The sequence below is a fragment of the Bacteroides intestinalis genome, from assembly GCF_003464595.1.
In the GTDB taxonomy this organism is placed as follows: domain Bacteria; phylum Bacteroidota; class Bacteroidia; order Bacteroidales; family Bacteroidaceae; genus Bacteroides; species Bacteroides intestinalis_A.
Genome location: NZ_QRZF01000001.1, coordinates 24,318 through 37,195, shown reverse-complemented (window position 1 = coordinate 37,195; position 12,878 = coordinate 24,318). Strand labels below are relative to the sequence as shown.

Annotated in this window: 12 protein-coding genes and 1 tRNA gene; 11 read left to right on the top strand and 2 right to left on the bottom strand. The window is 38.1% G+C overall.

The window, feature by feature from the left end:
- Positions 1-8: 8 nt before the first annotated feature.
- Together DWW10_RS00160 and DWW10_RS00155 are read right to left on the bottom strand one after the other, a co-directional pair.
- Positions 9-1,397, bottom strand: a complete 1,389-nt coding sequence (locus tag DWW10_RS00160; RefSeq protein WP_022394003.1) for an FAD-dependent oxidoreductase — start codon at positions 1,395-1,397, stop codon at positions 9-11.
- Between the two features lie 140 nt (positions 1,398-1,537).
- Positions 1,538-1,611, bottom strand: a tRNA-Met gene (locus DWW10_RS00155).
- Between the two features lie 209 nt (positions 1,612-1,820).
- Here DWW10_RS00155 and DWW10_RS00150 point away from each other — a divergent pair.
- The 11 genes from DWW10_RS00150 (at position 1,821) to DWW10_RS00100 (ending at position 12,752) form a co-directional block, all read left to right on the top strand.
- Positions 1,821-2,954 (top strand): hypothetical protein, encoded by a 1,134-nt coding sequence (locus DWW10_RS00150; protein WP_022394040.1) that lies wholly within the window; start codon positions 1,821-1,823, stop codon positions 2,952-2,954.
- 177 nt (positions 2,955-3,131) lie between these two features.
- Positions 3,132-3,374 carry an NVEALA domain-containing protein gene (locus DWW10_RS00145; RefSeq protein WP_022394041.1) on the top strand — a complete coding sequence of 81 codons (243 nt, stop codon included), beginning with the start codon at positions 3,132-3,134 and terminating at the stop codon, positions 3,372-3,374.
- A gap of 52 nt (positions 3,375-3,426) precedes the next feature.
- Positions 3,427-4,419, top strand: coding sequence for a TolB-like 6-bladed beta-propeller domain-containing protein (locus tag DWW10_RS00140; RefSeq protein ID WP_259320401.1), 993 nt, complete (start codon positions 3,427-3,429; stop codon positions 4,417-4,419).
- A 256-nt stretch (positions 4,420-4,675) separates the two neighbouring features.
- Positions 4,676-4,915 (top strand): NVEALA domain-containing protein, encoded by a 240-nt coding sequence (locus tag DWW10_RS00135; protein WP_022394043.1) that lies wholly within the window; start codon positions 4,676-4,678, stop codon positions 4,913-4,915.
- Positions 4,916-4,979: 64 nt separating this feature from the next.
- Positions 4,980-6,188: a 6-bladed beta-propeller gene (locus tag DWW10_RS00130; protein WP_022394044.1), complete on the top strand. Its 1,209-nt coding sequence runs from the start codon at positions 4,980-4,982 to the stop codon at positions 6,186-6,188.
- A complete protein-coding gene (locus DWW10_RS00125; RefSeq protein ID WP_022394045.1) occupies positions 6,188-6,805 on the top strand; it encodes a hypothetical protein in 618 nt (205 codons plus the stop codon). The genes DWW10_RS00130 and DWW10_RS00125 overlap by 1 nt, the downstream gene beginning before the upstream one ends.
- A 4-nt stretch (positions 6,806-6,809) precedes the next feature.
- Positions 6,810-7,682: a DUF1573 domain-containing protein gene (locus tag DWW10_RS00120; RefSeq protein ID WP_022394046.1), complete on the top strand. Its 873-nt coding sequence runs from the start codon at positions 6,810-6,812 to the stop codon at positions 7,680-7,682.
- Complete coding sequence (gene lepB / locus DWW10_RS00115; protein ID WP_022394047.1) at positions 7,672-8,583, top strand: signal peptidase I; 912 nt, start codon at positions 7,672-7,674, stop codon at positions 8,581-8,583. Before DWW10_RS00120 ends, lepB begins: the two co-directional genes overlap by 11 nt.
- Positions 8,580-10,250: an O-antigen ligase family protein gene (locus DWW10_RS00110; protein WP_022394048.1), complete on the top strand. Its 1,671-nt coding sequence runs from the start codon at positions 8,580-8,582 to the stop codon at positions 10,248-10,250. Before lepB ends, DWW10_RS00110 begins: the two co-directional genes overlap by 4 nt.
- A gap of 44 nt (positions 10,251-10,294) precedes the next feature.
- A complete protein-coding gene (locus tag DWW10_RS00105; protein WP_259320389.1) occupies positions 10,295-12,280 on the top strand; it encodes a transglutaminase domain-containing protein in 1,986 nt (661 codons plus the stop codon).
- Positions 12,281-12,314: 34 nt separating this feature from the next.
- A complete protein-coding gene (locus tag DWW10_RS00100) occupies positions 12,315-12,752 on the top strand; it encodes a helix-turn-helix transcriptional regulator (RefSeq protein WP_118420683.1) in 438 nt (145 codons plus the stop codon).
- The last annotated feature ends 126 nt before the right edge of the window (positions 12,753-12,878 follow it).

Sequence of the window (12,878 nt, the reverse complement as noted above, 5' to 3'; positions counted from 1 at the left end):
TTGCAGTATTACAACAATTGACCTACCTGTTGAAGCCTGTTTCTAAGTTGTTTTATATCTACATTATGTACGTCAGGCGATTTGGATCTGCAGATTTGTCCGGCAGCTACACCTACAGCCTCTCCAGTCACCAGGCAAGGTGGCATTACACGCAGACTTCCATGTGCGTAATGATCGGTTGAAATACAACGGCCGGCTACAAAAACATTCTTTAATCCTATTGGAAGAAGGCTTCGGAAAGGAATTCCGTGCGATTCTCCTTTTCCGTATCTGGGATATGTTGTGGCATTGCTTTTATGTACATCGATATAATAGGCGTTACGACCAATGCCATCCTCAAATTCTTTGCGGGCCAACCAATCATCTAACGTGAAAGTATAATCACACTTGATGCGTCGACTTTCGCGGATTCCCATTAATGAAGCAGTACTTGCCAGATAAGAGGAAGCAAACACTTTAGGTTCATATTCGGCGAGTCCTTCCTGGAATTGTCGGGCTACTTTCCGGCCGGCCATCATGGCTTTCGAAAGAGAGACTGGATCTGTACTGTCTACTGTTACATGTCCTGCGTTGAACATCAGATATCCTGGTCCGGCGTATTTATCGTTGATATGATTGTCTTTTATCAGATTATATTTACCTGAATCGAGCATTTTATGAATAGGTCCGTCTTTTCGGTTGGTGTGCACAGAGCCAACTAGTGAAAATTCGTAAGGGTCGATGTTGGATAAGGAAAAACAAAGAGTGCCTTGCTGAACATTTCCTTCTTCATCGCCCATATCAAAACCTGCACCAGCCCATGTTGCCAAATCACCATCGCCTGTGCAGTCGATAAACAGTTTTGCTTTGTAAGCAGTGAGTCCGGCTTTGTTGGCTACAACAATTGCATCCACCACTCCTTCCTGCTTCATCTCTACCGCGGCCATGGTGGAGAAGAATAACACTGAAACTCCTTCGGAAGTGACCAGATCGTCGTATACCGTTTTCAGATATTCCGTATTGATGGGTACCCAGTCGTTACCTTTGGTATGCGGAACTCCTTTTTTTGCCTCAAGGAAAACCCTTTCGGCAATTCCTTTGTAAATTATCTTTTCTTTATCCGTAAAGGGACACCAGGCATTTAACAATCCTGATGTTCCCATTCCTCCTAACATTCCTGTTGATTCTATCAACAAAACCTTAGCACCTTCTCGTGCCGCTGCCGTTGCCGCTGCGCAACCGGAGGGGCCACCTCCCACAACAATTACATCCCATTGGTCACCTGTTTTTATCATTCCTTTTTTTGAAGAAAGACTATTGCTCTCCTCTGTGGATGTTGTTGCTTGCATTATTCCCGGGATGGCTGCAGCTGCAGCTATCATTCCGGCCTTTTTCATAAAATCTCTTCTACTAGTCATATAAGCTATTTATTTTTATGATACTGTGTTATCCGCCGTTTTCTACGCTGATCTGATTTCACTATGATTTCACTGATGTGTAAAAACAAAAAAAGACCGCCAAGAGTGGAAGCCTCCTAACAGTCTAAATCTTCATCTTGTAGCGGGACCCGGGATTGAACCGGGGACCTCATGATTATGAATCATGCGCTCTAACCAGCTGAGCTATCCCGCCATCGTTTCTCGATTGCGGGTGCAAAGATAGAGCTTTTCTTGAAATCTCCAAAACTTTTGCGGATTTTTCTGTGCTTTTCTTCTCTCTTCTCGGTTCTGATGCGATATTTTCTTTCTTTTTCTCTCATCCTACTTGTCAGATTAATAGTAGATTAATGTACTTATTGGCCTTTTTGTACTAATTTTGCAGAATAAAATGTTTGATGAACTATGAATAAAAAAGGCAGAACTGCGAAATCCGGTAAATTAATATGTATGTGGGTAGGAGCTTTCATCTGTACTATGGTTACAGGGATATATGTCTATATCTTCTATAATAGCTATAAAGAACAGATACCGGAATGGAATGCATTGGCTAAAGAAACATTCGTGGAGGCACTGAGTCTGGAGGTGCAGAGACGAGGGGATATTGTTGTGCCATTTATAGTTGGTGATTCTCCTGAAGTGAAGACATTGGAAACTCCATTCAAAAGTCCTGTAACTTTGGCGAGCAAGTATGGAACGCATGAGTATGAAATATCGCGTGTGAAATTTGATAATAGTCTTATTAAAGATACCGAAAGGAGAATGTTGCTCAGCTATGTACTTGAGAAACACCCTCTGGATGCGGATGCGTTGAATCTATTTTGGGATAGTCTGTTGGTCGAGAAATCTGTAGCGGCTAATACCGGTATTCGTCTTTCAACTACTGATTTATTGAAGAAGACGTCCACCGTTTATTCTTCCGACAGCATAAAAGTGCTACAGGGAGATAGCCTGTTGTCTCGCTATATAGGATTTCGTTGTGAAGTGGGGGTAACGGGGTTTGTTTCTTATGACTGGTGGCGGGTGTTAAAAGTATGGTCGCCCATAACGACATTACTTTTGCTTTGGCTTTGTTTTTTCCTTCTTCTTTTATATTATAAACAGATTTCTTCCTTCTTGCGGCAAAAACTGGTGAGAAAGGAAACGGTCATCTTTATTCAAGAGAAAAAGATAATTGTTGAAAGGAAAATGCATTTGGAGGAAGAAGCCGGGCAAACCGGATTATATGAATTGGCTGACGGGACTATCCTGGATTCAGAAAAAGGCATCCTGATGAATGGGGAAAAGACGAAGAAACTCCGGCCTCAAGTAATTGTCTTGTTGAAGCTTTTTTTACGGACTGAAAATTATCGACTGACCGCAGAAGAAATAGATAAGGAACTGTGGCAAGGGAAAGGAAAACCTAACCAACTTTATGCTGTTATTCATCGTTTGCGTGAATCATTGGAAGGTATCTCTTCTCTTGTTGTGGAATGTAAAGATGAATATTATTGTTTGAAAATGCCCCATTCCATCGAGAAAAACACAGAAAAAGGATAAAAGAACAGACCTACCGATACTTACCAAAAGGCCTTCAAGTAAGGTTGGTAAGTCGTTGTAAGGCAAAATAGTTGGTGTGATAGAAAATTCCGTCTACCTTTATGGGCAAATATGAGGCAACCTTGTTTGTATGGTTTGTATGCTTCATACGGATATCTAATATAAATGTAGTGGAATATGAAAAACAAGATTAAAATTGCTGTAATCAGTTTGTGCGCAGTTAGCGCAATAACTGCTTTTTATAGTCAGAAATCCTCCGGTAAACAAATGGATGATTTGCTATTGAAGAACGTAGAAGCTTTAGCTTGGGGTGAAGGTGGGTATTCTCGCTGTTTGGGTTTAGGTGATGTCGATTGCCCTTTTTCTAAAACAAAAGTTGAATATGTAATGAGCGGTTATAGCCTTGAGAACCTCTATTAATATAATATTAGTGTTTCTCTTTGCGGCTTGTACTTCCGTGCCTGACGAGAAAATGACGTCCTATGTTGATTTTCCCGAAACCAGAAAATTGACAGCCCGTACTTTGTCATTGGATACAGCTTTGTTTCGTTATCCTTATAGGGTACGTATACAGGACGACAAAGCTGTAGTGCTTGATTTACATGGAACGGAATATTTCTTCCATGCCTTTCACTATCCCGGCTTTCATTATTTGTCCTCTTTCGGCAAGCGAGGCGATGCTCCCGAAGAGATGCTTTCAGCCGAAAATCTTCGATGGAATGGGAACTTTTTGTGGACACTTGATTCCAATAAGTCTGAATTAACCCGGTTAGGTTTCGCTTCATCCGGCGACTCATTGCTTCGCTTGGAAGCAGTGAGTCTGGATGAAGAACTACTTCGGGCACTGGACTTTGTGCAATACGACGATTCTACTTTTATCATTCCAGATTATTCCGGTGACAGTCGCTTCTGTTTGGTAAGTCGGCAGGGTAAGTTACTCCGTAAAATAGGGACTATTCCCACTACCAATGAGGACGCTTTGAAGAGTGCCCGTCCTGCTTTAGCGCAGGCATGGCGGAGTTTCATTGATTACAATCCTCGTAATGGGATACTTGTGGCGGCTACTCAACTGGGAGAAGTGCTTGAAATCTATAATTTGAAAGACAGTACGCATCTGGCATGTATTGGGCCTAATGGCGAACCTGAGTTTCAGATTTCCCAAGGTTATGGCATACCGACTGGTATTATGGGGTTCAGTGATATACAAGTGACAGATAATGCTATTTATGTTGTCTTTCAAGGACATGCATTTAAGGATATTATGCAGAAAGCGCAGCAAGGCATTAACTTACCGAATGGTGGACAAAATATTTATGTATTCAGCTTGGAGGGTAAACCGCTTCGGAAGTACGTGTTGGATCACTATATTCATGGAATTTCAGTAGATGAGCAAAAGGGCATTATAATAGCTACGGATGTGAATAAGGATGAGCCGATAATAGAATATCGTTTAAATAGTATATAGTGATAATTAACTTATTAAAAGGAGCAAACGGTAATCAACCTTTTGACACAATGAATACCGAATGCTCCGTAACCTCTAAAACTAGAAGCCTGGCAAAGATAAGAATTTTTAAAGAAAAACGGAAACTGATTTCTGCTGTTACGATAGTGCAGTGTGAAATATGCTCTAATGAGATATTTATATCTTAATTATCGACTGCACATAATTGTGCTTGATATAGTTAATTGAACATATTATTGCTATAAACAATATAAAAATGGAAAAGTTTTTGAAAATTGCTTTTATTGCAGCGTTTGCAACAATTGCAGGTTATAATGTTTATTCAGTTCAAGGAGAAAAAACTATTTCTGATTTGGCTTTGAATGATGTGGATGCATTGGCTCGTGGTGAAATTGTAGATTATGGTGGCTATAGACTGCAGACTGAAGGGAGCTGTAAAGTGTGTAGAAGAGATAACACTAGTACATGTAATGTGCATAGTCAAGTACCTTGCTAAAATTACATAAATTGTGAAGTCCTCCTCTCTGAAGAGGAGGACTTCACTTAAAAAAATAAATACTATGAAGACTTTATTTTTTGTTTTATTCACTATATTGATTTGTGCTTGTTCTAACGAAAGAAAGAGTGAAGCTTTCAAGATACAGAAAATTGATTTATCGGAGATGTCGTTTAATTCATCCTTGAAACTATCAAGTTTTGCTGAATCTATTGAAATTATACCTCTGGAAACAACTTCGCAGAGTTTGATAGGCGAGATTAGAAAGATCTACTATAGGAATGGGCGCTATTATATGCTAGTGACGAATGGACTGGCAAATGCTCGAGCATTAGTGTTTACTGAACAGGGAAAATTTCTTTATGAATTAGATCGTCTTGGTCAAGGTAAGGGAGAGTACATCGAAATGGGTACATTTGTACTTATGCCCAATGCCGATATGAAGGTTCTGGGTTGGAATAAAACCGTTACTTATGATTCAATTGGTAACTATTTATATGAATCTCCTATGCCATATTATGCTCATGACGCTGTAGCGTTTTCAGATGGATCCTATGTGTTGAGGCATACTAATTTGGGTGGATTACCAAACAAGGGCTTATATGCCTTTACAGAAAAAGATGAAGAACTCACTTCGTTCTTAGAGATTTCTCCTGTTGAAAAGACAAAATTGAGTCATTTCCTTAACTGGAATGCTTTCTCAACCTATGATGGGAAATCTTATTTTACATATTCTCATGCTGATACTATTTATTCCTTGGATGTGGATAAGGCTACTCCTGCCTTTTATTTTGATTTTGGGAAATATAAAGTGGATTATAGCGAAGTAGAACCTACTGATGATATGATAGCCATAGATAAGAAGATTACAAATAAAGAATACGTAACACTTTGGAGTTTCCAATTTTATTCCGATATGTTGATGCTTGGTCTTGGTCTGGGGCTTGACAATAAGACGAGCTTATGTTTTTATTCATTGAAAACAGGCCGGTTCGTAAACGGAATTAGGATTGTGGATGACATGTATTTCAAAAATAATATTCTTAAGTTGAAATATACTAATCTTCCTCATATTGTAATTGATGGTTATTTATATGCACCGATAAGTCCTACTGTCCTTATTGGTGGATATAATAATAGTAAGCATAATATGTCTTCGAAAGAATGGAATGAATTTAGAAATAAACATGCTAATTTAGTAGATTTATGTGAGAATATGTCGGAAGAAGATAACCCTGTTTTATTACGAATAAAATTAAAAAAAATAGAGTAATGAAATGGTATTGGCTTTTAATATTATTTCTATTCTTGGCTTTATTTCAACTTCTTCAAATTGTAGATTTGAATAGAAGTGTGAAAGATTTGTCAGCATCCAAACAACTGATTTATCAGCAGAAAAAAATGTTGGAACGAGAAATGGAGGATAATGAAAAGATAACTAAAATGCAGCATTGGTTTGAAGGTGTACAGATTGATGATATGCTTTTAACTGATTTTTATAGTAAAGATACTGTATCTCTGAGCTCTTTGTTAACAATAGATAAATCTTTGTTCTTATTTATTTCTGAAAAGAGCTGTACTACGTGCTATTTGCCGTATTTGAAAAAAATGAATTCCTTAGCTAAAAAACGTGGTTTTGATAGAGTGTTTTTGTTGGCTGATTATGAAAATCGAGTAGGGCTGAAATCATTATTGTTTGAGCATGATATTCGTATGAAAGTTTATACTATTGTTAAAACTGATAGATTGTTTGAGCACAATATAGAACCCATTTCATTCTTGCTAACTTTAAATAGGTATATTGATAATGTGTTTATACCTCATAAAACTAACTTCTCTCTAGTAGAAAGTTATCTGAATATAGTAGAAGAACGCTTCTTTAATGACTGATTTTATGTATAGGTTATTTTCTGTGTTGTGTATTCTTGGTGTGATGTTTTTGCTTGTTTCTTGTAATACAAGAGAGCGGAATCAAGTGCAATTAGTGAGGGCTTGGCAGGAAAAAGAAATTGTTTATCCCGATGACTTCGTTTATACAGTTTATGGAGAAGATACAATTAAGACTCCTGAAAAGTTTCAGTTTCAGATATTTTCATATGTGGACTCTATTGGATGTATGAGTTGTAAGTTGAAATTGGGGCTATGGAAATCTTTTATTGAAGAGCTGAATGCTTATTATAATGTCTCTATCCTTTTTGTTTTTCAAACAGAAATGTCAGAAGAAACAAAATATATATTGAAGAGATATAACTTTAACTATCCGGTTGTGTTTAATAAAGGAGACGCTTTTATTGCTTTAAATAATTTACCTGCTGATGATAATTTTCGAACATTTTTATTGGATAAGGACAATAAAGTTCTTGCTATCGGCAATCCTATTCATAATCCTAAAGTGAAAGAACTGTATTTGAAGATTATTCAAGGAGAGGAAGTGGAACAGAAAGATGAAAGTAAAGTGATAAGAACGAAAGTGGATATAGACAAAACCTCCGTTTCGTTGGGTAGTTTTGACTGGAAAAAGGAACAAAAGGCGATTTTTGTGTTAAAGAATACAGGTAATAAACCGTTAGTTGTTGAATACGTCAATACGTCCTGCGGTTGTACTTCTGTAGATTATTCTAAAGAGCCTGTGCAACCGGGAAAGGAGATGATATTGAATGTCATTTATAAAGCCGAGCATCCTGAATATTTTGATAAGACAATAACCGTATATTGCAATGTGGAAACTTCTCCAATTGTTTTGAGAATAACGGGAAATGCAGAATAGCAATAACTCTCACACGAAAAGAAGCTTGGGTTGGTATCTTGATAAGATTCTTAATCTATTTTTAATGATCTGTGGAGTCGCATTGATCTGGATAGTCCTTCAAGTGATATGTATTACCACATTCAAAATTCCTTCTGATTCTATGGAGCCGACTTTGCTTGCAGGGGATAACATCTTGGTGAATAAATGCGTAATGGGAGGACGTTTGTTCAATGTATGGGATGCTTTGGAAGGAAAGGATATACATATATCCCGTTTGCCGGGATTAGGAAAGATAAAAAGGAATGATGTAATAGTCTTTAATTTTCCCTATCCTAAACAGCGTTGGGATAGTATTGGCTTTGATGTGATGAAGTATTATGTAAAGCGCTGTGTTGCATTACCGGGAGATACATTTGAAATAAAGGATGCACAATATAAGGTGCGAGGAAAGGATACTTCTTTGGGTAATGTGGAAGCGCAAGAAACTTTGATGGATTTAGCGATGAGAGGGAAAGTGGAAGAGTTGGGAATTGTAATGAGGGGCTATCCTTATAATTCGGCATTTACTTGGGACATAGTAAACTTTGGACCTCTTTATATTCCTGCTAAAGGTGATAACTTGAAGATGGATTCTATGCATGTTATTCTATATAAGAACATAATAGAATGGGAACAAAAAAAGAAATTGTTTGTACGTGGAGATACTGTTTTACTAAATGATAGTGTGATACAAACCTACAGCTTTATAAAGAATTATTGTTTTGTAGCGGGGGATAAGGTCATGAATTCTCAAGACTCCCGTTATTGGGGATTATTGCCTGAACCTTTTATTGTGGGAAAAGCTGTCAGAATATGGAAGTCGGTGGATAATAATACAAATAAAATAAGGTGGAACCGGATATTTAAAAAGATAGAGTGATAAGACTATGGATATATAGAGTAAAAGATGTGGTGATAGTGTTGCTGCTATTTGCTGCCGTCTGCTCCTTGTTAGGGGTGGTTGGGGTGACTATGCCCGAACTTCCTGTAGGAGAAAATGTAGGGCAATGGATATGGCTTGGTAAATCTACTTTATTTTCAGCAGCCTGTATCATTATAACTTGCCTGTTACAACTTGTGAAAAGAGATTCTTTGCAAAAAGTGATATGTTTCTCTCATTTCTCTCTCTATGTTTCATGGAGTTTAGTGCTTTGGGGGAGTGTCGAAGCGGTTTGGGGCTTGCGGCAATTGTATGGCTTTTCCACTTCAGGTCACTCCCTCTATGCACTAACAGGGTCTTTCTTCAATCCGGGACCGTATGCAGAGTATTTGGCAATGGTATTGCCTGTCTGCTTACACTTGTATCTGTGTGCTTGTGCTTGTAAGGAACGCTCTGTTTGTTATAAAATAGAGAAAGTGGTAGTTGCAATAGCAGGTATCTTGATTCTTTGTGTGTTGCCAGCCACAATGAGCCGTTCTGCTTGGGTGGCTACGGCGGTTGGTTGTGTTTGGGTAGCATATATGCATCGTGATAAAAGCAAATGGAATGTGTTGTGGAAGAGATACAAGAGACAATCTGTCTTGTGGGGAATGAGTGCACTTTTTATTCTGATGTTGGGAGGTGTCGGGGCGTTTCTGTTGAAACCTGATTCTGCATTAGGGCGTCTGTTCCTATGGAAAATAACCTGTCGGGCTATTGTTAGCTATCCATCGGGTTGCGACAAGGGATTTGCATTTGCTTATGGTGAGGCACAAGAGGATTATTTTGCTCAAGGCGACTATGCCGAATGGGAAGAGCGTGTGGCCGGAAGTCCTGAATATGTGTTCAATGAATATTTGTCGCTAGCTTTGAAGGAAGGAGTTGCCGTCTGTGTAACAGTGTTGGTTGTTATAGGAACATGTTTATGGATGGGGGCGAAGCGTGGACGCTATGGTATCTGCGGCGCAATTCTGGCTTTACTTGTTTTCTCTTTTTCTTCCTATCCTATGCATTTTCCGGCTTTTGTGGTAGCAGGGATATTCCTGCTTCTTGCTTGCGGTGTAGGAGATTTTATCTGTAAACCACTTATCTTGTGTGCCAGCCTCATTCTGTGGATGGGTGGCTATACGGAGAAATGGAAGCAGGAAGAGGATGCCTGCCGGAAGTGGGTATATGCAAAGATGTTTTATAGTTCGGGTGCTTATAAAGTTGCCAATAAATCTTATGGAGAACTTTATCCGGCATTGAAGGAGAAAGGGGTATTTCTGTTTGAGTATGGGCATAGCTTGCATAAATCAGGCTTTTATGATGAGTCCAATAAGTATTTGGAAGAGGCTTGTCTGTACACTACCGATCCAATGGTTCTGAATATCATAGGTAAGAACTATCAAGAACTGCATCGTTATGAACAGGCGGAAGCTTTTTTCCTACGGTCGATTCATCGCCTGCCGGGCAGAATTTATCCCTATTATTTATTAGCCAATCTCTATGCTAAACCGGAATTTTATCGACCTTATAAATTGAAAGAGGTTTCTGACGTCGTGCTGACTAAGGAGCCTAAGGTGCATTCGACGGCAATTGAAGAGATGCGTAAGGAAATACAGAGAATAGTAAAAGGACTGGAGTGATTTACTGAAAGGAAGAACTGAAATAATTATATGTATTATGGTTAGTGTCAATTGAATTTATGTTTAATATGAGGTGTATTTATATATTTGTATGGTTGTGTACTCTGGCTTTTTTATCTGCTTGCATTGAACAACGAGATAGTCGTTTAGAAAGTGCATTGAATATGGCAGGTGCTAATAAAGGAGAATTATTGAAGGTGTTAAATCATTATCGAGCAAGTGATAATCAAAAATACCATGCTGCATGTTTTCTTATTAAGAATATGCCTTATTATGGTTTCTATGAAGGGGGAGAATTACAAAAATATCTTCGTTATTTTGAGGCGCATTCTACTAATATAAAGGGGGCTCAATTTATTGTAGATTCACTCAAGAAGGCGGATGGAGAATTTTCAATGGATATGCTTACCCGTAAAAAGGATATTGAAGTGGTAGACTCCGCCTTCTTAGTTGATCATATAGAATGGGCATTCAAGGCTTGGAAAGAACAGCCATGGGGAGAAAATGTAAATTTTGAGGATTTCTGTGAGTATATATTGCCTTATAGGATTGGGGATGAGCCTCTTTCGTTATGGCGTAAAGATTTGTATGACAAATATAATCCTTTGCTTGATGAATTCCGTAATTCAGCTGATAGCAATGATATAACAAAAGCGGCTCAGATTTTAATGGATACTTTAAGACAAGATAAATATCGGTATACAAGTCTTTTCCCCAAAGGACCTCATATAGGCCCGGTAGTATTGAAATGGAAAACAGGAAGTTGCCGTGAATTAGCTGATGCAATGATATATGTGATGCGTGCTCTTGGTATTCCGTGTGGCATGGATAGGGTAATACAGCGTGGCGATACGAATGCTTCGCATTTTTGGAATTTTATATTAGACAAAGATCGCAATACATATATGACGGAATTCCCTTATCAAGAAATGTGGAAGAAAGCATCGGAGTATAATATTACCAAGGGAAAAGTGTATCGCGTGACTTATAGCCTGAATGAAGATCTGACAAATGAATTGAGAGATGTGTCGTCTGTTCATCCTATTTTCAGATATCCGTTTTTTCATGATGTAACGGCTACTTATCTGGGACAACAGAATAGACAGATAGCTATTCCTCAAAAAGAACTGTATGATTATCCTCGTGCTGGTGAATTGGTATACTTGTGTTTTGCAAACAAACAAGAATGGGTTCCCGTTGCTTATACTTTTTTTGATGGGAAGGCTGCTTGTTTTAGTTATGTAGAAGGCGGTGTAGTAGCTATCCTGGCGACATACAATGAGAATGGCCTTCAAGCATTATCCAATCCTTTTACGCTAAATCATAATACAGGGGAGATTCATTATCTTAATCCATTGCGAGAATCCCATATGATTAGTGTTTATAAGAAGTTTCATTTTGTTGTTAGGAATTATTTTAATACCCGTATGGTTGGTGGAGTAATAGAGGGCAGTAATCAGAAGGACTTTCGGAATGTGGATACGCTATTTTTAATAAAAAAGGCTCCCTATCGGCTGTATACTGTCGCTTATCTGAATTCAGATAGTGCGTATAGATATATTCGCTATCGTGGTGGAAAAGGTAGTTATTGTAATATAGCAGAACTTTCTTTTTATGAAAGCAGCTTGGATACATTGCCTTTGAAGGGGAAAATTATAGGAACTCCAGGATGTTATGGAGATGATGGTAGGCGTGAATATACAAATGTCTTTGATGGTAATCCGGATACATCTTTTGATTATAAATTTCCAGATACTGGCTGGGCAGGTTTAGATTTAAAGAAACCTTATCGGGTAAGTAAAGCAATATATACTCCCCGGAATGATGTGAGTTTTATTTATAAAGATAATACCTATGAATTATTTTACTGGGATAAAGGATATTGGAATTCTCTTGGTAAACAAACAGCTGTTGCTGATTCATTAGTATATACTGTGCCTCGGAATGCCTTGTTATATCTGAAGAATCATACCACAGGTAATGACGAAAGAATTTTTGAGTATGAGAATGGAAAACAAATATTCTGGTGATATTAATGTCGATAAAAGTTTCTCCGGAGAAATTATGGATGCTTCTAAGGATAATTGGAATGCTTGTTTATTATATCGTAATAAACAATTAACGAGACAACTGAGGGACTATCAGAAAGTTACAGCATTGGTAGGGTGCTCTTCTTCTCTTATAGTTGCGATGGGGCAGTTATTGTGTCTTCATCAAAGACCAGTTTATGGAATTGTCCGGGATGAGGCAGAGTGGCATAGTTTGTTTATTGTCATTGATTTGTTTTATGGAGGTTGTTTGTTAGAAACTTTAGCACCATTTTGCTTAAGCACTCAGGAGCTGAGGTTGTGCTATCTGATACGTGCCCGGCTGACTAATAAGACTATTGCCTTGCTTTTTAATATTACATCCAGGTCTGTATTGAAGTCAAAACAACGTATTAAGGCTAAACTGTTTCTATCGGGTTCAGATAGTTTTGATAGATACATACAACAATACTAACTTATTCGAAATGGATGTTTTATATAGGGGATGAAGAACAGCGGTTTGTAGGACACGAATAAAAAAGACGTATTTTTTTTTGTATTTAGAAAAAAGTCTCTATCTTGCCGCCGCAATAAGAAGCAA

What these genes read in the sequence shown, in the direction of transcription:
- lepB (WP_022394047.1), top strand. Translation starts at nt 7,672, where the DNA reads ATGCAGAATAGCAATAACTCTCACACGAAAAGAAGCTTGGGTTGGTAT.
- DWW10_RS00150 (WP_022394040.1), top strand. Translation starts at nt 1,821, where the DNA reads ATGAATAAAAAAGGCAGAACTGCGAAATCCGGTAAATTAATATGTATG.
- DWW10_RS00120 (WP_022394046.1), top strand. Translation starts at nt 6,810, where the DNA reads ATGTATAGGTTATTTTCTGTGTTGTGTATTCTTGGTGTGATGTTTTTG.
- DWW10_RS00100 (WP_118420683.1), top strand. Translation starts at nt 12,315, where the DNA reads ATGGATGCTTCTAAGGATAATTGGAATGCTTGTTTATTATATCGTAAT.
- DWW10_RS00125 (WP_022394045.1), top strand. Translation starts at nt 6,188, where the DNA reads ATGAAATGGTATTGGCTTTTAATATTATTTCTATTCTTGGCTTTATTT.
- DWW10_RS00140 (WP_259320401.1), top strand. Translation starts at nt 3,427, where the DNA reads ATGACGTCCTATGTTGATTTTCCCGAAACCAGAAAATTGACAGCCCGT.
- DWW10_RS00130 (WP_022394044.1), top strand. Translation starts at nt 4,980, where the DNA reads ATGAAGACTTTATTTTTTGTTTTATTCACTATATTGATTTGTGCTTGT.
- DWW10_RS00145 (WP_022394041.1), top strand. Translation starts at nt 3,132, where the DNA reads ATGAAAAACAAGATTAAAATTGCTGTAATCAGTTTGTGCGCAGTTAGC.
- DWW10_RS00135 (WP_022394043.1), top strand. Translation starts at nt 4,676, where the DNA reads ATGGAAAAGTTTTTGAAAATTGCTTTTATTGCAGCGTTTGCAACAATT.
- DWW10_RS00160 (WP_022394003.1), bottom strand. Translation starts at nt 1,397, where the DNA reads ATGACTAGTAGAAGAGATTTTATGAAAAAGGCCGGAATGATAGCTGCA.